Annotated in this window: 23 protein-coding genes; 15 read left to right on the top strand and 8 right to left on the bottom strand. The window is 32.7% G+C overall.

The window, feature by feature from the left end; genetic code table 11:
• Positions 1 to 37: 37 nt before the first annotated feature.
• Positions 38 to 1195, bottom strand: a complete 1158-nt coding sequence (gene metK, locus BKH44_RS01345) for a methionine adenosyltransferase (protein WP_095269320.1) — start codon at positions 1193 to 1195, stop codon at positions 38 to 40.
• A gap of 169 nt (positions 1196 to 1364) precedes the next feature.
• On the opposite strand from metK, the gene BKH44_RS01340 reads away from it, so the two are divergent.
• Positions 1365 to 1961 carry a peroxiredoxin gene (locus tag BKH44_RS01340; RefSeq protein ID WP_095269318.1) on the top strand — a complete coding sequence of 199 codons (597 nt, stop codon included), beginning with the start codon at positions 1365 to 1367 and terminating at the stop codon, positions 1959 to 1961.
• 43 nt (positions 1962 to 2004) lie between these two features.
• Here BKH44_RS01340 and BKH44_RS01335 read toward each other — a convergent pair whose 3' ends face one another.
• Complete coding sequence (locus BKH44_RS01335; RefSeq protein ID WP_095269317.1) at positions 2005 to 2634, bottom strand: class II aldolase and adducin N-terminal domain-containing protein; 630 nt, start codon at positions 2632 to 2634, stop codon at positions 2005 to 2007.
• Positions 2635 to 2865: 231 nt separating this feature from the next.
• Here BKH44_RS01335 and BKH44_RS01330 point away from each other — a divergent pair, with 231 nt between their 5' ends.
• From BKH44_RS01330 to phnW, 8 genes are all read left to right on the top strand, one after another.
• On the top strand, positions 2866 to 3657 hold the full coding sequence (locus BKH44_RS01330) for an HrcA family transcriptional regulator (protein WP_095269315.1): 792 nt from the start codon (positions 2866 to 2868) through the stop codon (positions 3655 to 3657).
• Between the two features lie 23 nt (positions 3658 to 3680).
• On the top strand, positions 3681 to 4208 hold the full coding sequence (gene grpE, locus BKH44_RS01325) for a nucleotide exchange factor GrpE (protein ID WP_095269313.1): 528 nt from the start codon (positions 3681 to 3683) through the stop codon (positions 4206 to 4208).
• 25 nt (positions 4209 to 4233) lie between these two features.
• Complete coding sequence (dnaK, locus tag BKH44_RS01320) at positions 4234 to 6114, top strand: molecular chaperone DnaK (RefSeq protein ID WP_095269311.1); 1881 nt, start codon at positions 4234 to 4236, stop codon at positions 6112 to 6114.
• A gap of 181 nt (positions 6115 to 6295) precedes the next feature.
• The gene (locus tag BKH44_RS01315) at positions 6296 to 7306 is read left to right on the top strand and encodes an extracellular solute-binding protein (protein WP_095269309.1); all 1011 of its coding nucleotides are present in this window, start codon (positions 6296 to 6298) and stop codon (positions 7304 to 7306) included.
• Positions 7303 to 8289: an ATP-binding cassette domain-containing protein gene (locus BKH44_RS01310; RefSeq protein ID WP_095269308.1), complete on the top strand. Its 987-nt coding sequence runs from the start codon at positions 7303 to 7305 to the stop codon at positions 8287 to 8289. Before BKH44_RS01315 ends, BKH44_RS01310 begins: the two co-directional genes overlap by 4 nt.
• A complete protein-coding gene (locus BKH44_RS01305; RefSeq protein ID WP_095269306.1) occupies positions 8283 to 9941 on the top strand; it encodes an ABC transporter permease subunit in 1659 nt (552 codons plus the stop codon). Before BKH44_RS01310 ends, BKH44_RS01305 begins: the two co-directional genes overlap by 7 nt.
• A complete protein-coding gene (phnX, locus tag BKH44_RS01300) occupies positions 9938 to 10720 on the top strand; it encodes a phosphonoacetaldehyde hydrolase (protein ID WP_095269304.1) in 783 nt (260 codons plus the stop codon). Before BKH44_RS01305 ends, phnX begins: the two co-directional genes overlap by 4 nt.
• A 1-nt stretch (position 10721) precedes the next feature.
• Entirely contained in the window at positions 10722 to 11822 is a 1101-nt protein-coding gene (gene phnW / locus BKH44_RS01295) for a 2-aminoethylphosphonate--pyruvate transaminase (protein ID WP_095269302.1), read from the top strand.
• A gap of 8 nt (positions 11823 to 11830) precedes the next feature.
• On the opposite strand, the gene feoB is transcribed toward phnW, so the two are convergent.
• The 5 genes from feoB to BKH44_RS01270 form a co-directional block, all read right to left on the bottom strand.
• Positions 11831 to 14002, bottom strand: a complete 2172-nt coding sequence (gene feoB, locus BKH44_RS01290) for a ferrous iron transport protein B (RefSeq protein ID WP_095269300.1) — start codon at positions 14000 to 14002, stop codon at positions 11831 to 11833.
• A 67-nt stretch (positions 14003 to 14069) separates the two neighbouring features.
• Complete coding sequence (locus BKH44_RS01285; RefSeq protein ID WP_095269298.1) at positions 14070 to 15293, bottom strand: Opr family porin; 1224 nt, start codon at positions 15291 to 15293, stop codon at positions 14070 to 14072.
• 11 nt (positions 15294 to 15304) lie between these two features.
• Positions 15305 to 16141: a pantoate--beta-alanine ligase gene (panC, locus tag BKH44_RS01280; RefSeq protein ID WP_095269296.1), complete on the bottom strand. Its 837-nt coding sequence runs from the start codon at positions 16139 to 16141 to the stop codon at positions 15305 to 15307.
• Complete coding sequence (gene pyrF / locus BKH44_RS01275) at positions 16138 to 16833, bottom strand: orotidine-5'-phosphate decarboxylase (protein WP_095269294.1); 696 nt, start codon at positions 16831 to 16833, stop codon at positions 16138 to 16140. The genes panC and pyrF overlap by 4 nt, the downstream gene beginning before the upstream one ends.
• Positions 16834 to 17496, bottom strand: a complete 663-nt coding sequence (locus BKH44_RS01270; RefSeq protein ID WP_257842561.1) for a DedA family protein — start codon at positions 17494 to 17496, stop codon at positions 16834 to 16836.
• Positions 17497 to 17607: 111 nt separating this feature from the next.
• Here BKH44_RS01270 and BKH44_RS01265 point away from each other — a divergent pair, with 111 nt between their 5' ends.
• The 4 genes from BKH44_RS01265 to nusB are packed head-to-tail and all read left to right on the top strand — an operon-like array spanning position 17608 to position 19955.
• The gene (locus BKH44_RS01265) at positions 17608 to 18255 is read left to right on the top strand and encodes a carbonic anhydrase (protein WP_095269292.1); all 648 of its coding nucleotides are present in this window, start codon (positions 17608 to 17610) and stop codon (positions 18253 to 18255) included.
• On the top strand, positions 18252 to 19058 hold the full coding sequence (gene kdsA / locus BKH44_RS01260) for a 3-deoxy-8-phosphooctulonate synthase (RefSeq protein WP_095269290.1): 807 nt from the start codon (positions 18252 to 18254) through the stop codon (positions 19056 to 19058). The genes BKH44_RS01265 and kdsA overlap by 4 nt, the downstream gene beginning before the upstream one ends.
• Positions 19055 to 19534 carry a 6,7-dimethyl-8-ribityllumazine synthase gene (ribH, locus tag BKH44_RS01255; RefSeq protein WP_095269288.1) on the top strand — a complete coding sequence of 160 codons (480 nt, stop codon included), beginning with the start codon at positions 19055 to 19057 and terminating at the stop codon, positions 19532 to 19534. The genes kdsA and ribH overlap by 4 nt, the downstream gene beginning before the upstream one ends.
• Positions 19524 to 19955 (top strand): transcription antitermination factor NusB, encoded by a 432-nt coding sequence (gene nusB / locus BKH44_RS01250; RefSeq protein ID WP_095269286.1) that lies wholly within the window; start codon positions 19524 to 19526, stop codon positions 19953 to 19955. The genes ribH and nusB overlap by 11 nt, the downstream gene beginning before the upstream one ends.
• Here nusB and BKH44_RS01245 read toward each other — a convergent pair.
• A complete protein-coding gene (locus BKH44_RS01245; protein WP_095269284.1) occupies positions 19952 to 21349 on the bottom strand; it encodes a mannose-1-phosphate guanylyltransferase/mannose-6-phosphate isomerase in 1398 nt (465 codons plus the stop codon). The two genes, nusB and BKH44_RS01245, sit on opposite strands and share 4 nt — an antisense overlap.
• 133 nt (positions 21350 to 21482) lie before the next feature.
• Between BKH44_RS01245 and BKH44_RS01240 the strand changes: the two genes are divergently transcribed.
• Both BKH44_RS01240 and BKH44_RS01235 read left to right on the top strand, forming a co-directional pair.
• Positions 21483 to 23105 carry a DNA methyltransferase gene (locus BKH44_RS01240; protein ID WP_095269282.1) on the top strand — a complete coding sequence of 541 codons (1623 nt, stop codon included), beginning with the start codon at positions 21483 to 21485 and terminating at the stop codon, positions 23103 to 23105.
• Positions 23105 to 23893, top strand: a complete 789-nt coding sequence (locus BKH44_RS01235; protein WP_095269280.1) for a TdeIII family type II restriction endonuclease — start codon at positions 23105 to 23107, stop codon at positions 23891 to 23893. The genes BKH44_RS01240 and BKH44_RS01235 overlap by 1 nt, the downstream gene beginning before the upstream one ends.
• The last annotated feature ends 14 nt before the right edge of the window (positions 23894 to 23907 follow it).

The raw sequence follows: 23907 nt of genomic DNA, 5'->3' as shown, positions 1-23907 counted from the left end.
TTTTGTCTATTGCTGTGAACTTTAAAGTTTTTGAGTATTATAAACCTAAAAATTCTTTGATCTCACTGACTTTGTCAATTTTTTCCCAACTAAATTCAGGTAATTCTCTGCCAAAATGACCATATGCAGCTGTTTTTCTATAAATAGGTCTGAGTAAGTCCAAACTTTCTATAATGCCTTTTGGCGTTAGTCTGAATACTTTTCGCACACAAGCTTCTATTTTTGAATCTTCAAATTTTGATGTCCCATGAGTATTGATATAGATAGATACAGGTTCTACTACTCCAATTGCATATGCTAATTGTACAGTTGCTTTTTCACAGATACCGCTAGCAACAAGATTTTTTGCTACATATCTAGCCGCATAAGCTGCACTCCTATCAACTTTACTTGGATCCTTACCGCTGAATGCTCCTCCACCATGAGGACAGCTTCCTCCGTATGTGTCTACAATGATTTTTCTTCCCGTAAGTCCAGCATCTCCTTGTGGTCCTCCAATAACAAATTTTCCTGTAGGATTGACATGGTATTTGATATCATTATTAAGATACTCTTTAGGCAAAACTTTATGTACAATTTCTTCAATGACAGCTTCTCTAAGGTGTTTTTGTTCTACTTCCGGGGAGTGTTGAGTGGATATTACTATTGTATCAATAGATACAGGTTTGCCATCTATATATTTAACAGTTACTTGGGATTTTCCATCAGGTCTTAAAAATGGAAGAGTCCCATTTTTTCTGCTTTGTGCAAGCCCTTCAGTTAATTGATGTGCCAACCAAATGGGTAGAGGCATAAGAGTATTTGTTTCTTTGCAAGCATAGCCAAACATCAAGCCTTGATCACCCGCACCAATTTCTCCATCGCTTCTATCGACTCCTTGATTGATATCTGGACTTTGTTCGCCAATACCATTAAGTACAGCTGCACTGCGGTAATCAAAGCCATATAAAGCATCTGTATAGCCAATGCTTTTGACTACTCCTCTAGCAATCTCTTGCATAGGTGCATATACTGAAGTTTTTAATTCTCCTGCAATGACGCAAAATCCATTAGAAACAAGTGTTTCACAAGCTACTCTAGCATTTTTATCTTTTGCTATTATGTAGTCTAAAACTGCGTCACTAATTTGGTCTGCCATTTTGTCAGGATGCCCTTCTGTTACAGATTCTGAAGTGAAAAGAAACTCATTTTTCATAAACTCACCTTGTATTCAAAATTTTTTTGGATTCTACCACCTTATTTATAAATATGACTTAAAACAATTTAAAAGTTAACTGAGTTTTAATCAACATTGTTTTAAATGTGTTAACATTAGCAAGTGATAATTATTATCCTATTATCAAATAAAAACAAGGAGAATAAAAATGTTAGTAACAAAAAAAGCCCCTGATTTTAAAGCAGCAGCCGTCTTGGGAAATAATCAAATTGTAGAAGATTTTGAATTATCAAAAAATCTTGGCAAAAATGGTGCTATTTTATTTTTTTGGCCTAAGGATTTTACTTTTGTATGTCCTTCTGAAATCATTGCTTTTGATCATAGGGTCAAGGATTTTGAAGAGAAAGGTTTTAAGGTGATTGGAGTATCAACTGATACTGAGGTTGTTCACTTTGCTTGGAAAAATACACCTATAAATCAAGGTGGTATTGGTCAAGTAACTTTTCCAATGGTCGCAGATATAACAAAACAAATTTCAAGAGATTATGACGTATTATTTGAAGCTTCTGTAGCTCTTAGAGGATCTTTCTTGATAGACAAAAATCAAATTATTCGTCATGCAGTTATCAATGATCTTCCTTTGGGTAGAAATATTGATGAAATGATTCGTATGGTAGATGCACTGTTGTTCTTCCAAGAAAATGGAGAAGTATGTCCCGCTGGCTGGAGAAAAGGAGAAAAAGGTATGAAAGCTACTCATGAAGGTGTGGCACAATACCTCTCTCAAAATGCAGATAAACTCTAAAAAATAGAATCATTGGGGGGATATTTTCCCTGATGATTTAAGATTAAATATCAAATCTCATTTCATTCCCATATCCACAATCAAGCAGACCTCCTAAATGCAATATTTTGCAGCTATTTTCTATTAAAGCAATTGTTTTAGCTAGCGTATATAAATCTCTATGATATCCATAAATACCATAACCCTTGATAAAAATAAAATTTTTTTTACTTTGTTTGAAGTATCTTGAAATATCAATATCAGCTCGTTCATACCAGCTATCATAATTTTTAGGGTCAAAAATATCTACTTGCTTGCCTAAAAAACGATAACCAAAATAATCTTTTGGTAGTAAAACTTCATGTTTTAAAGAATAGGCTATGCTGTAAGGAGGCATACTATAAATGATAAATCGAGCTTCTGTAAAATTTTGATAAATATTTGAATGGATGAAAGCATCAATGCTTGCTTCCTGCCAACGATAATCCTCTTTGTCATATAGCATTATGAGTGAATCATTTTCAATCTTATCAAATATGGCATCTTTTTTGTTGATTAAAAAACGATTTTGTGAAATCCTTGTTGATATAGAACCATGAAAGATTCCAAAAAAACTTTTTCTAAACATTGCTAAAGAAATACTGCTGATTTTGTCAATCAGATACTGGTCTATATTTTTTGTATGGATATTCATAAGATTATTTTACCATTTTTGTCTTTGATAAATCCAATTTTCTATAAAATCTACATAGTATCAAAAATATTATAAGGTTTATTTAGTATATTTTATTATAATATCTTATATAACTAGACTAAACTTCTATATTTTTTAGCAATATTTTTATATGAATGCTAATTTTGTTTACATTTTTTGGTATAATTGAGTTATATAAATTATGATTAAGTATGTTTAAGGTTTGAAGAGATGAATCGAAAAAAAGACTTGTTATTAGATGGAATTATCCAAGAATATATCCGTTCTCAAGAGCCTATTGGTTCAGAAGCACTTAAAATGTCAATGTGTATAAAAATTTCATCTGCAACAATTAGGAATTATTTTAAAGTCTTATCAGAAGAAGGTATTTTAATGCAGACACATATTAGTAGTGGCAGGATACCTACTCATTTAGCACTTAAAAATTATTGGAGGAGTAAGCTTGATTATCAAAATTCAACTTTACACACAGATATCGAAAAATTTAAGGTAGGGTGTGAAAAAAATGGTATTTTTGGTATTATTAAGGAAAAATCTCCCCAAATCCTTCAAGAGGTCATCAACCATCAAGACAGATTTTTGATTTTAGATTTTCAAAATCAGGCAATTACTTTACCCTATAATCATTCTCTTGAGAGATTTCTTAGAGAACTCGTTGGTTTGCATACTGAAGATATTAAAAAAATTGCCAACCAAGTTTGTGCTATCAGTTTGGTTAAAAAACTTAATGAAGAAAGTAGTGATATAAAAATATCTTATTTTGGCATAGAGTTCTTGGGTTTTTTGCTTCAGCATAAGCAATTCCAAAAACTATTTTTTGAAATTGTTAGTGGTAAGATATTTGAACGTCTTGACAAGGGTATTTATTTTGAGACTACAATTCCTAAGGGTAATCTTGCAGTTATTCAAGATATAAAATTACAAAAAAAAGATGCAAAGATGTTTTTTATGGGTGATTTGAGTCGGAATTATATTGAGTTCTATGAAGACATTGCATCATAAATCACATATTAAAGGAGTAAAAAATGAAAAATGATGAAGAAATCAATGAGCAAATGCCTCCAACTGAAGAGAATGAAATTCAAGTTGAGGATAAAGAAATTCAAACTACACAGGAGGATTATGAAAAGAAATATAAAGAATTATATGAGGATTATATTAGGACTCACGCAGATTTTGAAAATACTAAAAAACGTCTTGAAAGGGATAAATATCAAGCACTTGAATATGCTTATGAAAAGATAGCTCGTGATTTGCTCCCTATAGTAGATACACTTGAAAAGGCTTTAGAAAGTGCTAAAAGTACTTCTTCAAGCGAAGGTATTATTGAAGGTTTAGAGCTTACTATAGATAATTTGCACAAGGTTTTAGCAAAACATGGTATTGAATGTATTGGTTGTAATGAGGATTTTGATCCTAATATTCATGATGCAATCATGCAAGTCCCTTGTGAAGAAAAACTAGATGGTCAGATAGTGCAAGTTTTGCAAAGGGGCTATAAATACAAAGAAAGAGTGCTAAGACCTGCAATGGTAAGCATCGCAAAAAATTAATCTTAAAAACATAAAAGGATAACAAATGGCAAAAGTAATTGGAATCGACTTAGGAACAACAAACTCTGCAATGGCAGTATTTGAAGGCAATGAATCTAGGATTATTGCGAATAAAGAAGGCAAAAATACAACCCCTTCAATCGTAGCTTTTACAGATAAAGGCGAGATACTTGTAGGTGAACCTGCTAAAAGGCAAGCCATCACCAATCCTCAAAAAACTATTTATTCAATAAAGAGGATTATGGGCTTAATGTTTAATGAAGACAAAGCCAAAGAAGCTGAAAAAAGGCTTCCTTATAAAATAGTAGATAGGAATGGTGCTTGTGCTATAGAAATTGCTGATAAGGTCTATACACCTCAAGAAATTTCAGCTAAAATTTTGATGAAACTTAAAGAAGATGCAGAGGCTTATTTGGGTGAAGAAGTAACAGAAGCTGTTATCACAGTGCCTGCATATTTTAATGACAGTCAAAGGAAAGCAACAAAAGAAGCTGGGACTATTGCTGGGTTAAATGTATTGAGGATTATCAATGAGCCTACTTCGGCTGCATTGGCTTATGGACTTGATAAAAAAGAGTCTGAAAAAATTATGGTTTATGATTTGGGTGGGGGTACTTTTGATGTCACTGTATTGGAAACTGGTGATAATGTTGTAGAAGTGCTTGCAACAGGTGGGGATGCATTTTTAGGTGGAGATGATTTTGATAATCGTATCATTGATTGGGCAGCTAAAGAATTCAAAGATGAAACTGGTATTGATATAAAATCTGATGTTATGGCACTTCAAAGGCTTAAAGATGCTGCTGAAAATGCAAAAAAAGAATTGAGTTCTGCTCAAGAAACTGAAATCAATCTACCTTTTATCACTGCAGATGCGAGTGGTCCAAAACACTTAGTTAAAAAACTTACTCGTGCAAAATTTGAAAGTTTGATTGATGATCTCATTGATGAGACTATCAAAAAAATAGAGTTTGTTATTAAAGATGCAGGATTGAGTAAAAATGATATTTCTGAAGTTGTAATGGTGGGTGGTTCTACTAGGATTCCAAAGGCACAAGAGAGGGTAAAAGATTTTATCGGTAAAGAGTTGAATAAATCTGTCAATCCTGATGAAGTTGTGGCTGTTGGTGCTGCGATACAAGGAGGGGTATTAAAAGGTGATGTTAAAGATGTATTATTGCTTGATGTAACACCATTAAGTTTAGGTATAGAGACACTTGGTGGTGTGATGACAAAAGTCATTGAGAGGGGTACGACTATCCCATCAAAAAAAGCTCAAGTTTTTTCAACTGCTGAGGATAATCAACCAGCTGTTTCCATCCATGTATTACAAGGAGAAAGAGAGTTAGCTAAGGATAATAAATCTTTGGGTAGATTTGACCTCACAGGTATTCCAGCTGCTCCAAGGGGTGTGCCTCAAATTGAAGTTACCTTTGATATTGATGCTAATGGTATCCTCACTGTTTCGGCAAAAGACAAAGCGAGTGGCAAATCTCAAGAAATCAAAATTTCAGGTTCTAGTGGCTTGAGTGATTCTGAGATTGAAAAAATGGTTAAAGATGCTGAAATGCACAAAGAGGATGATTCTAGACGCAAAGAGGTCATTGAGATTAGGAATCAAGCTGATAGTTTGGTATATCAAACTGAAAAAAGCCTCACTGAATTGAAAGAAAAGCTTGAAGCGAGTGAAGTTGAAAAGATTCAGAAAGCTTTAGATGAACTCAAAAATGCATTGAAAAATGAAAATGCTACCAAAGAAGAATTAGAATCCAAACTTAAAGCACTCACAGAAGCAAGTCATAAGCTTGCAGAAGCGATGTATTCTAAAGACAACAATGCACAAAATCCAAATTCAAACAATACGAATAAAAAAGATGATGATGTTATTGATGCAGAAGTAGAGTGAGATTTTCACTCTACTTTAGATATTTGAAATAATTATCCAACCACTCCAATCCACCTTTTTCTAAACTTCCAAAATATTATAAAATTGTCTTCATGATGAATAATTAAGTTTTTGTTAGTGTTATCAAAAAGTAATCTGTTTATTCTAAAGTCTGTTTTGTAAATCATTTGAAGGACTTGGAATGAGGTTTATATTTTTTATATTCATAATGTTATTTCTAAATGCTTGTATTTCGCAGGATCAAAAATCTTCATCAAAGACTTTGACTATCTATTCTGCTTTTGAAAATGAAGAGGTGAAGCAATATATTGATGCTTTTAGGCAAAAATATCCTGATATTAAAGTAGAGATGATCGTGGCTTCAAACGGAGTTTTGACAGCACGACTATTAGCAGAAAAAAGTCATCCTAGGGCAGATATTATTTATGGGCTTTCAGCTATGAATATGGAAGAACTCAGAGATATAGGTTTGTTGGAAGCTCATTATTTAGCAATAGAGCCTGCCATAAAATTAGATTTTCAAAATCCATATTATATAGGGCTTAATAATGTCGAAGGTGTGATTTTAGTTAATACCAAAGAACTTCAAAAAAAGGGTTTGAGTACACCTTTGAGTTTTAAAGATTTGACTAGAGCTGAATATAAGGGTTTGATTACAATGCCAAATCCAACATTTTCTGGTACTGGATTTGTAGATGTAGTTGGTTGGATAAGCTTGTGGGGAAGGCAAAAAGCTTTTGAATATATGAAGAAGCTGGATAAAAATATTGGTATTTATACACTTTCTGGCTCAAAGCCTGCTTATTTTGCAACTAGTGGAGAATATCCTATTGCTTTATCTTTCAGTTATAGAGGGTTACAGATAGTCAAAAAAAATCCTATGATGAAAATGATTTTTCCTAAGGAAGGATCACCCGCAGATTTGGAATCAATTGCTTTAGTCAAAAAACAAAATGAAAATGTCAATGCGAAAATATTTTTTCAATGGGCAATTTCTCAAGAGGCTATGAGGTTGTATGAAAAAAACAATGCTCATATAGCGATCAAGCGTAGCACTCCTTTACCTTCAGGATATAGGGATGTTTTTCCTAAAGTTATTTTGATTGATTTTGCTAAGTTCGCTAGAAATAGGGGAGAGATTTTGGATGAGTGGAATAAGCTTTTTTCTAACAAAAGTGAAGGCAAACAATGACTTATTTACAACTTCAGGGAATTTATAAGGGTTTTGATGATCAGAAGGTCTTAAGAGGGATTGATTTTTGTGTGAATGAAGGAGAGTTTGTGTCAATGTTGGGACCAAGTGGTTGTGGTAAAAGCACTCTTTTAAGGATAATAGCTGGATTGGAGTATCCTGATAAAGGAAAGATATTTTTAAAAGACACAGAGATTACTTTTGTCCCACCTATGGGGAGAAAATTTGGGATGCTTTTTCAGTCTTACGCACTTTTTCCAAATATGAATGTTTATCAAAATTTGCAATTCCCACTCAAGGAATGTGGGTTTGAGTCAAAAAAAATATCATCTTTAATCAATCAGAGTCTGGAGTTAGTAGGTCTTGAAGGCAGTGAACATAAAATGCCTTTTGAGCTCAGTGGTGGTCAACAACAAAGAGTAGCTATTGCTAGGGCTTTGTCTTTGAAGCCAAGAGTGTTATTGCTCGATGAGCCATTGAGTGCGTTGGATGCAAAGGTGAGGGTCAAACTACGTAGAGATATCAAAAAGATACAGAGGGAACTAGGAATGACAACTATAATGGTTACCCATGATCAGGAAGAGGCTATTGGTATATCTGATAAGATTGCTATTTTAAATAATGGAAAGATTTTACAGATAGCTACACCTAAGGAGCTTTACTTGCATCCAAAGGATTATTTTAGTGCAGTTTTTATTGGTCAGAGTAATCAAATACGATTGAAAAAACATATTTATGTCATACGACCTGAAAATGTAGAGATTTCAAGGATTAGAGGAAAATTTGAGGCGAAGATCAAAGATATTGAATTTTTTGGGAATTTTTTTAGGGTTACACTTAAACCAAAATGGAAATGGGATAAGGCCATTATCAGTAATCTTTTTTCTAGGGATTTTTATAAACTTGATTTAGAGATAGGGGAAAGGGTATTTTTTAATATTGAAAAAAAGTATTTTTTGAAATATAAGGTTCCTGTATGGTGATAGAAAAAACTTTATTCTTTATCTCATTGATTTTAGGGGCTATATTTTTTGTAACTCCATTGGGGTATTTATTTTTATATTCATTTATGGATAATCAGGGTGGATTTGTTGGTTTAGAAAATTTCATCATTTATATGAGTCGAGAATCTTTATTGATTTCTCTTTGGCATACATTATTTGTTTCTTCTTTTGTGACTATTATTTCAGTAATGAGTGCTTTTGTTTGTGCATATACTTTGAGTCGGACTTTGGTGATTGGTAAAAACATATTATATTTTTTATGTTTGATAGCTTTGTTTGTTCCTAGTCTTATACAAGGGATTGGGTTGATTTATTTATTTGGTCATCAAGGGATTTTTACTCAATTTTTTGGTTTTAGGCTTCCTTTGTATGGACCTTTTGGGATTATATTAGCCCAGAGTATTTATATTTTCCCTCAGATTTTTATTCTTTTGTATTCTGCATTGCATAAAGTAGATTTTAGACTTTATGAACAAGCAAAAATAATGGGGATTTCTAATATAAAAGTTTTTTTAAATATTACTTTGCCAGCTTTGAAAAATACTTTGATGAGTGCATTTGTGATTGCTTTTAGTTTATCTTTTAGTGATTTTGGTGCACCTGTTGTTGTAGGTGGGAATTATAGTGTGTTGGCTACAGATATTTATAAATATATTATTGGTCAGCAAAATTTTGCCATAGGTGGGGGTATTGCTATGATATTGTGTATACCAGCTATTGGAGCTTTTTTTGTTTTGAAAAAAATCAAGGTTCAAGAAATCAGTTCCAAAGCCACACCTTATAGGATAGGGAAAAATATATATAGGGATCTATTTTTAGGGAGTCTTACGAGCATTATTTTAGGTTTTGTGGTTTTGATTTTATGTGCCATTATTTTTACTTCTTTTGTGAAAAATTATCCTTATGAATTAGGTTTTACTTTCGAGCATTTTAAATTTAAATCTGAAGTAGATGGATGGAATATTTTTTATCATTCTTTGTTTGTTTCATTTTTTACAGGTTTGTGTGGGGCTTTAATTGTTTTTATGCTAGCTTATCTGAGTGAAAAAACAAATTTTAATAGATTTTTAAAATTTGTTTTAAAATTGATGATTTTATTGCCTATGGCTATTCCTGGATTAGTTCTAGGGATTGGTTATGCTTTGTTTTTCAATCAAGCAAATTTTAAGATCGCTTCAGATCTTTATGTGCATAATTGGTTTTATATCCTTTATGGTGGGTTTGCTTTGATGATTATTTGTAATATTGTGCATTATATTCCAGTGCCGTATTTGAACAATACCGCAGTATTTCAAAAAATCGAAAAAGATTTAAAAAGCGTAGGGGAATGTATGGGTATTTCGAAAATCAGTATGATTAAAAAAGTATGGTTTCCTTTATGCTTCCCTATAGTGATGGATAATTTTATTTATTTCTTTTTGAATGCGATGGTGAGCATATCAGCTGTTATTTTTATTTATAGTCCTTCTACGAAACTTGCTGCTATTAGTCTTGTACAGCTTGATGATAAGGGGTCATTGCAGGAAGCTGGGGCATTGTGTGTGTTGATTTTATTGGTAAATTTATTCATAGGCATTGTTTACAAGATGATTAGAAATAGATTTTATCAATTATTGAAAGGAAAAAAATGAAAATTCAAGCAGTGATTTTTGATTGGGCAGGGACAACGATTGATTATGGATGTTTTTCTCCACTTGGGGCTTTTGTAAAAAGTTTTGATGAAGAAGGTATTTTACTGAGTATACAAGAAGCAAGGAAACCTATGGGGTTGCTTAAAATTGATCACATTAGAGCTTTGCTTAAGATGCCTGAAATTTTGGGACAATTTTTAAATATATATGGGTATCAGCCTAAAGAAGAGGATATTTTAAGGATTTATGAACGATTTGAAAAGAATATTTTTGAAGTATTGAGCGATCATGTAATTTTGAATCCTTATGTATTTGAAACTACAAAAGAACTTGAAAAAATGGGCATAAAAATAGGTTCGACTACTGGCTATACAAAGTCAATGATGGAGATTGTTTTGCCACTTGCAAAAGATCAAGGGTATGTGCCTGAATGTTGTGTTGCCTCTGATGAGTTAGGTTATGGGAGGCCTTATCCCTATATGATGTATGAATGTGCTAGGAGGCTTAATGTTTATCCCCAAAATTCTATGATAAAAGTAGGGGATACGTCTGTAGATATTGAAGAAGGAAAGAATGCGGGTTGTGTGAGTGTAGGAATTGTTTATGGAGGTTCAGTTTTGGGTCTTAGCGTTGATGAAGTGGCAAGATATCCTCAAAAAGATCTTCAATTTTTGGTAAATCAAGCAAAAATTGAGCTTTATGATGCTGGAGCAGATTATGTCATTGATGATATGAGGGATTTGTTGCCTATCATTGAAAAAATACAACAAAAGGCTTGAAATGAAAAATTATGATTTGATAGCAGATAATGATTATTTACTATTGACACCAGGACCACTTTCTACGAGCAAAAGAGTTCGTTTTGCGATGCTAAAAGATCTATGTACTTGGGATGATGATTATAATCAAATTGTTCAAGATATACGTAATAAACTTCTTGATATTGGTTTTGTTGATGATAACTATACTTCTATACTTATGCAAGGGAGTGGGACTTTTGGGGTGGAAAGTGTATTTGGAAGTGTATTGCACTCAAAAGTTCTTATTTTGTCAAATGGTGCTTATGGAAGACGGATGGCAGAAATCGCCAAAATTCTAAAAATCCCTTATTTGCTCAAAGAATTTGATGAAAGACAGGTTGTCTCAGCAGAATCTGTTCTGGAAATATTAGAAAAAGATAAAGATATAGACAGTGTGTGTTTAGTGCATTGTGAGACCACAACAGGTATATTAAATCCATTGGAAGAAATAGCAGCAATTGTAAAAAGCTTTAATAAAACCTTAATAGTAGATGGGATGAGTTCTTTTGGTGGGATTGAGATTGATGTGCAAAAATTAGGGATTGATTTTTTGATCTCTTCGGCAAATAAATGTATACAAGGTGTTCCGGGATTTAGTTTTGTGATCGCCAAGAAAGAGGAGTTAGAGAAAGCAAAATCAAAAGCAAGAAGTTTGAGTTTGGATCTTTATGATCAATGGAGATGCATGGAAAATGGTAATGGAAAATGGCGTTTTACTTCTCCTACCCATAGTGTCAGGGCATTTTATGAGGCTTTGGGTGAGCTTGAAGATGAGGGAGGAGTTGTGAAACGTTTCAAGAGATATTCTTCAATGCAAAAACATCTTGTAAAAGGAATGAAAAAAAATGGTTATGAATGTTATATTGATGAGAGATTGCATTCGCCTATTATCACAACTTTTCTTTACCCAAGTATTGGTTTTATATTCAAAGATTTTTATGTTTTTTTAAAAAGCAAAGGCTTTGTGATCTATCCGGGAAAACTTAGCGGAGTAGATACTTTTAGGATAGGAAATATTGGGGCTATTGAGCTTAAAGATATAGAATCTTTATTGAAAACAATCGCTTCTTTTAGGCAATAGTTTTGGATTCAAGAGATCCAAATCATTAAATATTTCATAGCATAAAATCCAACTAGAGAAAAAATATAAGCCACAATAGTAGTGAAAACAAATAAATATAGGATAAAACGACTTCCCCCTGCTTCTCTACCAAAGGTAATAGTTGCTGCAAAGCAAGGTATATAAAACATTATGAAAATAATAAAAGCAATTGCAGTTGGCATACCGATATTTTTATGCAGGATTTCTCTGAAGCCTTCAGAGCTTTCATCAATAGTATCTCCAAGCGAATAAAGTACCCCAAGAGTAGAGACAACCACTTCTTTTGCTGCAAATCCTGCAACTAGTGAAACTGAAAGACGCCAGTCAAAATTCATTGGCTCAAAAATAGGTTTGATAAAAATCCCAATTTGTCCAATGTAGCTTTGCTGTAAAGATAATTCTTCAAGTTCATTTTTTAGCTCTTTGATTTGTTTTTGTTTTTTATTTTCTTTGATATTTGGATCTTTTTGTACAAAAGTGATTTTGGCGTGGTATTCTTTTTCTAGTTGATGACTTTTAGGATATTGAGAGCTGAACCATATAATCATTGAACCTATTAGGATAAAAGTGGCTGCTTTTTTCAAATACATCAAGGATTTTGTATAAATACTAAACCAGACAATTTTGTAGCTTGGAAATCTATATTTTGGCATTTCCATTACAAAGGGTTCATCTTTTCCTCTAAAAACACTTAATTTGAGTAGTTTTGCCATAAAAAGAGCAATCAAAGCTCCAAAGATATATATCCCAAATAAAACAATCCCAGCATATTTATCAGGGAAAAAAGCCCCTATGAATAACACATAAATTGGAAGTCTAGCACTACAACTCATGAAACCGATAATAAAAAGAGTGATAAGACGTTCATTTTTATTTTGGAGCGTTCGTGTTGCCATATATGCAGGTACGCTACAGCCAAATCCAGTAACCAAGGGTATGAAACTTTTGCCATGCAATCCAAATTTGTGAAAAATACCATCAAGCAAGAAAGCTACACGAGACATATAACCTGTAGCTTCCAATAAAGAAATACCAAAATATAAGATAATAATTAAAGGTAAAAATGAAATTACAGCTCCCACTCCACCAATAATACCATCACCAATAAGAGATGCAATATCTTCATTGTCAATAACTGTTTTTACCCATTCTCCAAGCCAAGCAATGCCATTTTCTGCCCAGCCTTGTGCCACTCCTCCTACGATGAAACTGAGATAAAATAGTGCAAACATAAAAAACAAAAAAATTGGCAATCCTAGATATTTATTCAATAAAATAGTGTCAATTTTTTGACTTTGTTGGAGAGGTTTTTTAGGTTTTAAAGTAACTTCTTGTGCCGCACCTTTGGCGAATGCTAAGGCATCTGAAGCGAATATATTATGCAGGTTGTTTTCTCCAGAAGATTTATAAAGAACTTGGAAAGAAGCATTCAGAAAAGCTGATAATTCAAGCCAGCAGGGCTTGTCATGTAAATAAGCATAGATCTGAGCTTGTTGTGATAGCAACATTATAGATATTTGTCTCAAAGAATAGGGTTCTTTGTTTTTTTCGCCAATCAAAAAAGTTGAAATTTCAGGGTAGTTTTTTTGTGCTAGGAATTCATTAAGTGAAATGATTTGAGCTTCAATAAAATCTGTATAAATTCTTTTTGAATGGGTAAATTTTGTTTCATAAAGCTTAATAATAGATTGAAGTAGTAGTTCAATATTGAGGCTTTTATTTGCTGAGGTTGGGATACATTGAACTCCTAAAATTTCTGAGAGTAATTGATGGTTGATGAGGATATTTTCTTTTTGAGCCTCATCCCACATATTCAGTGCAATGATGGTTTTCTTATTGAGTTCAAGGACTTGTGCACTCAGTGCTAGATTTCTTGCTAAATTCGTTGAGTCTATTACATTAAGGACAATATCATAAATACCATTTTCTAAAAAATTTTTAGTGACTTTTTCCTCAAGGGTAAAGTCATTCAAAGAATAAGTGCCAGGAAGGTCAATAATTGTGATCTTTGTATCGTTGTAATATAAACAAGCCTCTGCTTTTTCAACAGTCACGCCACTAAAATTTCCTACTTTGAGGTGAGCACCACTGATACTATTAATTAAAGAACTTTTTCCAACATTAGGTTGTCCTACAAGTGCTACAGTAATTTCTTGCATTTTTGTCTCTATTTAAAGTTTAAATTTTTTACAATCATAGCAAATTAGTATTAATTATTATTATTTTTTAAAAATATAGTCGAATCCCTCCATTTATTTGTGTGGTATTGGGGATGGATAAATTGTTTTTATGTGTATTGAGGATATTTAATATTCCAGATACATTGTGTGTGAATCCAATTTCTGTAGAAAAATCAATTTCATTTTGCCTCTGTCCAATTCCAAAGGATGTTGTTCCATAGATGAGTGAAAATTTGAATCTTTGCACATTGGCTTGAATGCTTGCATAAAATAAATTTCCATTATTTTGTGTTTTTATTGCTTTGCCTCCCCAAACAAAGAATGGGTCAATGCTATCACCCATAATATCAAGGTTTCCCCAACCTGAATCTTTTCCTGTGTGGATATAACCTGCTGCAATTTCAAAAAACTTCATTCCAAAAAAGATTTTAGCATCAAGTGCAGAAGCATTGTGTTTGTAGCGACTATAAAATTCTTTTCCTTCAAAACTATAAGCATAGCCAACATTCCCACCGATAAAGAAACTTGATATATTGTATTTTCCTTCAATTCTAGCTCCAAGTGCGGTAAAGATTTTAGGGGTGAAAAAAGTATAGGCTTTTAGAGTAAGCGTTTCTGTGATGTAATATTTAGCAGCTAAGTTGAGTAGTCCAAAGCTTGCATAAGGGTTTACTCTATCGAATTTTGTCATTTGATAATATGCCACTCTCCCATAATCATTTATCCAAAAACCTTCAAGCATTAAGTTTGTCAAAGAGCGGTTGCGTATCCATATCCCATCACTCATTGTATTTATCCATTCGTTCGGAATGATGAACCTTCCTGCTTTGATGTTTGTATCCCCATCAAAATATTCAAAAAATGATTCTGCAAGGGTAGCTTGATTGTGGTTGAAAAAGTCTTTAGAGGCATCGCCTTTACCTGAATCCCTTATATTTGGTATGGCTGGTATGGATAAATTTTTATGTGCATCCCAAAAAGGTGTAGCTGCCCTGAATCCAATAGCCGCACGTATATTTTTATAAAATCCTGATGTGTAACTCAACCCCACACTACCTAAAAGATACCCAGTATTACCCAAATAACTATAAGTAGCAAGACTATTTCCAATAGAGGTTGCTTGTCCATGATTGAGACCTTGATAATCACCATAAAAAATCACATCACCTTTAGATACTCCATTTTTGAGTGCCTCATCAATGCTATCATAAGCATAAACAGAACCAAAAGCCAAGCCATAAAAAAAGATAAAATTTAAAAGTTTTTTCACTATTTTCCTTATCATATCCAGAGGTTATCAATCAGTCTTGTTTTCCCTGCTTTTGCAGCTAAGAGTGCAAGGCTTTTATTTTTTTGGACTTTTGAGAGTGGAGTTAGATTATAGTCGCAAATATCAAAGTACTCAATATCTAGACCTTCAAGTATTGTTTTGGCTGATTTTATCAAAATAGAAGTTTTGTTTTCTCCTTTTTTTATAGAATCACTTATATGCTTTAGTGCTAAAGGGATTTTGATAGCATTTTGTCTTTCTTCTTTATTCAAATAAATATTCCTTGAGCTTAGGGCAAGACCATCAATATCTCTTTGTGTTGGACAAGGAATGATATTTATAGGTAAAAATAGGTCTAAAACTAGTCTTTGTATGAGTAGAAGCTGTTGAGCATCTTTTTGTCCAAAGTAAGCATTAGTTGGATAGATAAGATTAAATAGCTTTAAAACAATCTGCAAAACCCCTTCAAAATGTCCTTCTCGTATAAAACCTTCATAAACATAGGCCATATTTTTGGGTGGTAGTATGGCGATTTCATCTGTATTATGATATATTTCAGAGGCTTGTGGGGCAAACACTATATCCACTCCATTTTCTTCACATAACTTGAAGTCTTTTTGTAAATCTCTAGGGTATTGTTCAAAATCTTCATTTGGTCCAAATTGTGTTGGATTAACAAATATTGAAACAAAAGTACAGGCATTATTTTGTTTTGAAGCTTCAATCAAACTCAAATGTCCTTTATGTAGATAGCCCATTGTTGGCACAAAACCAATGCTAGAATTTTTAGTTAATTTGTTTTTGTAAGCTATGAGATCATTGATTGTAGTGATGAGTTGTGTTTTCATTTAAATTTTCCTAAGTTTGTTAATATTTTTTGAGTTATTTTTAATGGATCATTGGATTGATAAATAGGTCTCCCAATAACGATAAAATCTGAAAGTGCGTTTTTAGCTTCTTTGAGATCAGCAACTCGTTTTTGATCATCTTTGGTTTCATTAAAGGGACGAATACCGGGTGTGAGTGTGAGGAAATTGAAATTTGTAGCTTGCTTTATCAAAAGGCTTTCATGCACAGAGCAAACCACCCCATCAAGACCGCTTTGATAAGCAATTTTAGCTAGGTTTATCGTATGTGGTTGTAAAGAAGAATTGTAAATGCTCTTAAAACTCTCTTCATCAAAACTTGTTAAGGCTGTAACACCCATAACAAGAGGTCTTTTTAGGTTTTTTGATAGATTTTGCATTACTTTTTCCATTGCTTCTGCTGCACTGCTTGTATGTAAGGTAATCATATCCACACCAATTTTTGCACATTCTAAGGCTGCATTAGCCATTGTATTAGGGATATCATAAAGTTTAAGGTCTAGGAAAATTTTAAAATGTGAATCAATTTTTTTTATTTCTTCAATGAAACTAGCACCATCTCGAATATAAGCTTGTAAGCCAACTTTTATCCATATGTTGAGTCCTTTAAGTTCTCTTAAAAGGGATATATTTTTAGATTTTTCTTCAAAGTCCAAAGCAATACACAACTGCATTTATTTCCTTTTTTTTCGATACAAGATATATATCAAAGCAATAAAAATCACTATACCCAACATTGTAAGTATAATATAATGCAAATAAGATTTAATGTTAATTTCCACACTATTCAAAGAAGAAGTATTGAAAGTTTGTATGATTTCTTTAATATTTATTTCATTTCCTAGCCACACTCCAAGATAATAACCAAAAAATGTTAAAATCATAATCCATATGCCTGCCCCAATAGCAGTATAAAGACAAAACTTATACAAATTCATTTTTGCTATACCTGCTGGTAGGGAAATATATTGCCTCACACCCGGAATTAGCCTGCCTAAAAAAGTACTGATTTCGCCGTGTTTTTTAAAAAAAGATTCCATTTTTTTCATTGAAGATTCTGTAAAAAAAAGATACCTCCCATATTGAAGGATAAATCTCCTACCCAATTTCAAAGCAATATAATAATTAAAAAATGCCCCAGCTACACTGCCTAAAGTCCCTATAATAATTGCAATATAGATATTGATTTCTCCTTTATAAGCTAGATAACCTGCAGGTATCATTGCTATTTCAGAAGGAAAGGGGAAGAAGCTTGATTCTAAAAACATCATCAAAAAAATACCAAAATACCCCAGATTCCCTACTATTTTTACGATAAAATCAATAATTTCTGACAAATTTATCCTTTAAATTAGTCTAAGGCTAGATAAGCATCAATGTTTAATGTTGGTATTATATGCTATTAGTTTGGTATAATTCAAGACTTTGTTTGAAAAATAAGGGAAGGGATGAGAGAGTTATTTGAAGGGGCATTGAGATTTCAAGAGGATGATTATACTAAGTATAAAGATCTTTATGAAAGTTTAAAAAAACATCAAGAGCCTCACACTTTATTTATTTCTTGTGTGGATTCTAGGGTGGTTCCTAATTTGATTACCAATACCTTGCCTGGAGATTTGTTTGTCGTGAGGAATATGGGGAATATTATCCCCCCTTATAGAGAAAATGATAATATGATGCGTGCAGGATATTTGGCTACGACAGCTTCAATAGAATATGCACTTAATATCTTAGGTATTAAAAATATCATTATTTGCGGGCATAGTAATTGTGGGGCTTGTAGTGCGATTTATCATCCTGATGAGAGGCTTGAAAATACCCCATATGTAAAAAAATGGATAGAGCTTTTAGAACCTGTGAAGAAAAAAGTCCAAGCACTCAAGCCTACGAGCAAAAGTAAACAAATTTGGCTTACTGAACAAATCAATATTGAGCAACAGCTTGAGAATCTTATGACTTATCCTTTTGTAGAGGAGAGATTTGATAGAGGAGAGATTAATATTTATGGGTGGTATTATATTATCGAAACAGGTGAAATATTCAATTATAATATGATAACGCGTGAATTCAAACCTATCAATAGGGAGAAAAAATGACTAAAATGATACTTTTGAGTGGTCCTTGTGTGATAGAAAGTTATGAAAATTTATATGATGTTGCTTTGGCATTGAAAGGCTTGGCTCATAACCCTAAAATAGATTTTTATTTTAAAGCAAGTTTTGATAAAGCTAATCGTACTAGTCTTGAAAGTTATCGTGGTCCGGGTCTTGATGCTGGTTTGGAAATGCTAGCTCAGATTAAAAAAGAATTTGGTTACAAAATCATCACAGATATTCATGAAAGTTTTCAAGCCCAAAAGATTGCACAAGTAGCAGATATCATTCAAATACCTGCATTTTTATGCAGACAGACTGATTTGATAGTCAGTGTAGCTAAAACTGATAGGATTATCAATATCAAAAAGGGACAATTTATGAATCCTGCAGATATGAAATATTCTGTACTTAAAGCCATTAAAACTAGAGGTGGTGATAGGGTTGAATATGATGAGGCACAAAAATATAATGTTTGGCTTTGTGAACGTGGTTCGAGTTTTGGGTATGGCAATTTAGTCGTGGATATGAGGAGTTTGGTTATAATGAGGAGATTTGCTCCGGTTATTTTTGATGCTACTCATAGTGTGCAAATGCCTGGTGGTGGGGATGGAAAAACTAGTGGTGATAGTTCTTTTGTCCCTTACCTTTCAAGGGCTGCTGCTGCTGTAGGCGTAGATGGATTTTTTATGGAAACCCACCCTGATCCAAAAAATGCACTTAGCGATGGACCTAATATGGTTGCTGTTGATAAACTACCTGCATTGATTGATGAAATTTTATATATACAAGGAGGTTTGAAATGAATACAATAGAAGGCAAAATTAATTTAAACGGGGATGAAAAAGTCGCAATCATTGCTTCAAGATTCAATCATATCATTACTGATAGATTGATAGAAGGGGCTCAAGATAGTTTTTTACGTCATAATGGTGATGAGAAAAATCTTGATTTGATTTTAGTCCCTGGTGCTTATGAGCTACCATTTGTTTTAGACAGGGTGCTTGGTAGTGCTAAATATGATGGTATTTGCACATTAGGTGCTATCATTAGGGGTGGGACACCCCATTTTGATTATGTGAGTGCTGAAGCCACCAAAGGTATAGCAAACACGACGCTCAAATATAATATACCTGTGAGTTTTGGTGTTTTGACAACAGATAGCATTGAGCAAGCTATTGAGAGAGCAGGGAGTAAGGCAGGTAATAAAGGTTTTGAAGCGATGAATGCTTTAATAGAATTGATAAATCTTTATAAAAAATTGGTTGAATATGGCGACTAGGACTCAAGCTAGAGAAGCGGTAACAGGACTTCTTTATGCTTATGATAGTGGCAATACAAAGATTGATAATTTTGCCAAAAGCCTATTAGAGGAGAAGAAAATAAAAAATAAGCAACAAGAGTTTGCATTAGAACTTTTTAAGGGTGTTTTGGATCACTTAGATGAGCTTGATGAGCTTATCAAAGCACACTTAAAGGATTGGGATTTTGGAAGGCTTGGGGGTATGGAAAGAGCAATATTGCGTTTAGGGGCTTTTGAAATAAGATTCACACAAACAGATTCGCCAGTTATCATCAATGAAGCCGTAGAATTAGGCAAAATATATGGTGGGGATAACGCACCTAAATTTATCAATGGAGTCTTAGATGCCTTGCATAAAATCTGCAGACAAGACATAACAGACTCAAAAAAATCTATTTAACATCGTCTGAAATCATCTTCTATACGGATAATATCATCTTCTCCTAGGTATTCTCCGACTTGGATTTCAATCACTTCCAGATCAATTTTTCCGGGATTTTCTAAACGATGGGCTTGCCCCATTGGAATATAAGTAGATTCATTGGCTTTGAGGAATATTTCTTTTTCTCCTATGGTTACAATAGCACTCCCACTCACCACGACCCAATGTTCATTGCGGTGAAAATGTTTTTGTAAACTTAGACGAGATTTTGGTTTGACAATGATTTGTTTGATTTTATATCCGTTAGATTCAAGCAAAACGCTATAGTTTCCCCAAGGGCGATATGCAGTTGTGTGAATTTTAATTATTTCTGGATGATTTTTTTTGAGTTCTTCGACAATATCTTTTATCTTTTGTGATTGCCCTTTTTTTGCTATCAGTAAAGAATCTTTTGTATCAATGACAATCAAATCATCTATGCCAATAGTAGCAACGATTTTATCTGATATCACAAAATTGTTTTTAGATTCTTTTGCGATCAATGTATTTTTTGAAGCATTATCCTGAGCATCTTTTTCCCATTCCTCGCTTAAAGATTCAAAGCTTCCTATATCATTCCACAAAAATTCTCCTATTACACATTTTACATTAGAACTTTTTTCCATCAGGGCATAATCAATACTAATATCAGGGATTTTTTTTGATAATTCAGGGTCTAAACGGATGTATCCACCCTCTTTTTTTGAATGATCATAGACTTTTTTGCAGGTTGTGAGTAGTTCTTTTGCATATTTTTCTAATTCATCAAGTAATACGGAAGCTTTGAAGCAAAACATCCCACTATTCCAAAAATAATTTTTTTCTTCAAGATATGTTTTGGCAAGTTCAAGACTTGGTTTTTCGACAAATTTCAAAACATCATTTTCATTTTGGCATTGGATATATCCATATCCTGTATGCGGGCTTGAGGGTTTTATACCAAAGGTTACTAAGTGATTTTTTCCTGCAAGTTCTAGAGCTTTTTGTATAGCTTTTTGATAGTTTTTCATATCTTTTATTAAATGGTCGCTTGGCAAAGCTAAAATGATTTCATCTTTTCCATATTTTTCAATGCTATTGAATGCACTGAATATCAAAGCAGGTGCAGTATTTTTGCCAATAGATTCTAAAATATAGTTTTCAATCTCAATACCTGTGTTTTTTGAATGGTCTTGAGCAAGGAAGTAATGATCTTGATTGGCTATGATTTGAAAATGTGTATCAAAAGTTTTTGTAAGCATTGCATTGCGTCGTAAGGTTTGTGTAAAAAATGAAGTATCATCAAGCAATGGAGTAAATTGCTTGGGTAATAAAGAACGTGAAAGTGGCCAAAGCCTTGTGCCAGAACCACCACAAAGGATAGCTATTGTCATTTTGGATTCCCTCAATTATAATTTAAAATTATATAAAAATATAGATTAAAGTATCTATATTTATGATGTTTGATACTCATGCTTGTTTGTATTCAAAGTTGTGGATTATTGGATTTTATTATATAATAATCCAATGTATAGTGAACCATTATTTGATAATACCCCAAAAACGGATTTATTAACCATAAAAGAAGCTAGCAAATTTGCAACTGAATTTATGGGAAGAAATATTACTATTTCTAATATATCTTATCTTATTCAGTATGGACGAGTTAAAAAAATAACAGATGATAGTGGCATAGTTAAAATCAATAAATATGATTTGACAAAATATTATCAATCTTATAGGGATAGTCGTGAGATAATCTATAAAGAGGAATTAGGTAGTGATTTGAATTGGACATTATCTTTTGATAAGTATAAAGAAAGTGAAACTACCAAGCATGTACATAGATTGCATCCATATAAAGGTAAATTTATCCCTCAATTAGTTGAGTATTTTTTAGATAGCAGGACTGATAGTTTTAAAACTGAAAGTTATTTTGAATCTGGTGATATCGTGCTAGATCCATTTAGTGGCAGTGGTACAACTATGGTGCAAGCAAATGAATTGGGACTTAATGCCCTTGGAATAGATATATCTGCTTTTAATGCTTTGATAGCCAATGGCAAGGTAGCTATTTACAATTTGATTGATGTTGAGCAAGAGCTTAATAAAATAACTACTCAATTAAATATATTTTTAAATAATTCTTCTATTATTGAATTTGAAAATGAATTGTTGAAAGAACTCTATGAGTTCAATAGTTTGTATTTTCCCTCACCAGATTATAAATACAAACTCAGACAAAAACAAATCAATGAGACAATTTATGGAAGAGAGAAAGAAGAGGAATTTTTATCTATTTATCATAAACTCATTGATAAATATAAAATTGAGCTACAACAAAGTAGCATAAATAATTTTTTAGATAAATGGTATTTGGTTCATATTAGAAAAGAAATCAATATAGCACTTGATGGAATCAAACAAATCACTGATTCAAACACTAAACAAATAATTAGCTTAATTTTAAGTCGTACTGTACGTAGTTGTAGGGCAACTACTCATGCTGATCTTGCTACTTTGATAAATCCAGTTATAGCTCCTTATTATTGCAGCAAGCATGGAAAAATCTGCAAGCCACTTTTTTCTATTTTGAAATGGTGGCAAACTTATAGCAAGGATACCTTAAAGCGACTTAAGCACTTTGATACCTTGCGTACGAATACTTATCAATATTGTTTGACTGGTGATAGTCGCACGATAGAGATTTTATTTGAATTACAAAAGAAAAAATCATTTTTAGCAGAATTGATAAAAAAACAAAAAATCAAAGGTATTTTTTCATCCCCTCCTTATGTTGGCTTGATTGATTACCATCAACAACATGCTTACGCATATGATTTGTTTGGTTTTAAACGCAACGATGATTTAGAAATTGGACCCCTTTTTAAGGGACAAGGCAAGGCAGCTAGAGATAGTTATATCGATGCTATAGCAGATGTTTTGAACAATAGCAAAAGATTTTTTGCTGATGATTATAATGTATTTTTAGTCGCCAATGATAAATATAATTTATACCCTACCATCGCTAAAAAATCTGATATGAAAATAGTCAATGAGTTCAAACGACCCGTATTGAATCGCACTGAAAAAGATAGAAGAGCTTATTGTGAAACTATTTTTCATTTAAAATCTAAAGTGAAAATCTAATGTTTTTGACTCATCAACAATCAGAAGATATTAAAAATGTTTTGAAGAATAGTTTACGTAATAAATTTCAAAATTATCAACCTGAAACAACTTTTATGCCTTTTCATATGAGATTGTTAGGCAAAGATAGAATAGCTTTGTTTTCTTTTATCCATTCGCTTAATACTAATTTTGGCACTACAATATTTGAGCCAGTTGCTTTAGAATTAGCCAAAACTCAGTTTAAAGAAGCAAAATTACAAACCGTGGTTGGTTCAGCGATTAGCACTCAAGCACAACGAGTTATCCAAGATATTATGGATGATTTAACCGTGGCTAATTCAAAACCAGATAAAAATCATGAAATCCAATCCATTAGAAAGGTTTGCAGGAGTGGTGAAATAAGAAAGATAAAGCCTACTAAAGTTGATATTTGCTTGCATACTCATGATGATAAAATTTATTTGATTGATATAAAAACTGCCAAACCAAACAAGGGTAGTTTTAAAGAGTTTAAACGTACACTTTTAGAATGGGTAGCATGTATATTGTTTGAAAAACCACAAACAGAAATCAACACACTCATTGCTATCCCTTATAATCCTTATGAGCCTAGAGCATATAATCGTTGGACAATGGCTGGTATGTTAGACCTAGATAATGAGCTTAAAGTAGGTGAAGAATTTTGGGATTTTTTGGGTGGACAAGGGACATATTTAGAATTATTGGATATTTTTGAAAGTGTAGGCTTAGAACTTAGGGCAGAGATTGATGATTATTTTAGAAAATACAATGAACTTATAAATTAAAATATCATAATTAA

The organism is Helicobacter sp. 13S00477-4 (genome assembly GCF_002272785.1).
Lineage (GTDB): Bacteria > Campylobacterota > Campylobacteria > Campylobacterales > Helicobacteraceae > Helicobacter_J.
This window is presented reverse-complemented; position numbering and strand designations above follow the sequence as displayed.

What these genes read in the sequence shown, in the direction of transcription:
- metK (WP_095269320.1), bottom strand. Translation starts at nt 1,195, where the DNA reads ATGAAAAATGAGTTTCTTTTCACTTCAGAATCTGTAACAGAAGGGCAT.
- BKH44_RS01340 (WP_095269318.1), top strand. Translation starts at nt 1,365, where the DNA reads ATGTTAGTAACAAAAAAAGCCCCTGATTTTAAAGCAGCAGCCGTCTTG.
- BKH44_RS01335 (WP_095269317.1), bottom strand. Translation starts at nt 2,634, where the DNA reads ATGAATATCCATACAAAAAATATAGACCAGTATCTGATTGACAAAATC.
- BKH44_RS01330 (WP_095269315.1), top strand. Translation starts at nt 2,866, where the DNA reads ATGAATCGAAAAAAAGACTTGTTATTAGATGGAATTATCCAAGAATAT.
- grpE (WP_095269313.1), top strand. Translation starts at nt 3,681, where the DNA reads ATGAAAAATGATGAAGAAATCAATGAGCAAATGCCTCCAACTGAAGAG.
- dnaK (WP_095269311.1), top strand. Translation starts at nt 4,234, where the DNA reads ATGGCAAAAGTAATTGGAATCGACTTAGGAACAACAAACTCTGCAATG.
- BKH44_RS01315 (WP_095269309.1), top strand. Translation starts at nt 6,296, where the DNA reads ATGAGGTTTATATTTTTTATATTCATAATGTTATTTCTAAATGCTTGT.
- BKH44_RS01310 (WP_095269308.1), top strand. Translation starts at nt 7,303, where the DNA reads ATGACTTATTTACAACTTCAGGGAATTTATAAGGGTTTTGATGATCAG.
- BKH44_RS01305 (WP_095269306.1), top strand. Translation starts at nt 8,283, where the DNA reads ATGGTGATAGAAAAAACTTTATTCTTTATCTCATTGATTTTAGGGGCT.
- phnX (WP_095269304.1), top strand. Translation starts at nt 9,938, where the DNA reads ATGAAAATTCAAGCAGTGATTTTTGATTGGGCAGGGACAACGATTGAT.
- phnW (WP_095269302.1), top strand. Translation starts at nt 10,722, where the DNA reads ATGAAAAATTATGATTTGATAGCAGATAATGATTATTTACTATTGACA.
- feoB (WP_095269300.1), bottom strand. Translation starts at nt 14,002, where the DNA reads ATGCAAGAAATTACTGTAGCACTTGTAGGACAACCTAATGTTGGAAAA.
- panC (WP_095269296.1), bottom strand. Translation starts at nt 16,141, where the DNA reads ATGAAAACACAACTCATCACTACAATCAATGATCTCATAGCTTACAAA.
- pyrF (WP_095269294.1), bottom strand. Translation starts at nt 16,833, where the DNA reads ATGCAGTTGTGTATTGCTTTGGACTTTGAAGAAAAATCTAAAAATATA.
- BKH44_RS01265 (WP_095269292.1), top strand. Translation starts at nt 17,608, where the DNA reads ATGAGAGAGTTATTTGAAGGGGCATTGAGATTTCAAGAGGATGATTAT.
- kdsA (WP_095269290.1), top strand. Translation starts at nt 18,252, where the DNA reads ATGACTAAAATGATACTTTTGAGTGGTCCTTGTGTGATAGAAAGTTAT.
- ribH (WP_095269288.1), top strand. Translation starts at nt 19,055, where the DNA reads ATGAATACAATAGAAGGCAAAATTAATTTAAACGGGGATGAAAAAGTC.
- nusB (WP_095269286.1), top strand. Translation starts at nt 19,524, where the DNA reads ATGGCGACTAGGACTCAAGCTAGAGAAGCGGTAACAGGACTTCTTTAT.
- BKH44_RS01245 (WP_095269284.1), bottom strand. Translation starts at nt 21,349, where the DNA reads ATGACAATAGCTATCCTTTGTGGTGGTTCTGGCACAAGGCTTTGGCCA.
- BKH44_RS01240 (WP_095269282.1), top strand. Translation starts at nt 21,483, where the DNA reads ATGTATAGTGAACCATTATTTGATAATACCCCAAAAACGGATTTATTA.
- BKH44_RS01235 (WP_095269280.1), top strand. Translation starts at nt 23,105, where the DNA reads ATGTTTTTGACTCATCAACAATCAGAAGATATTAAAAATGTTTTGAAG.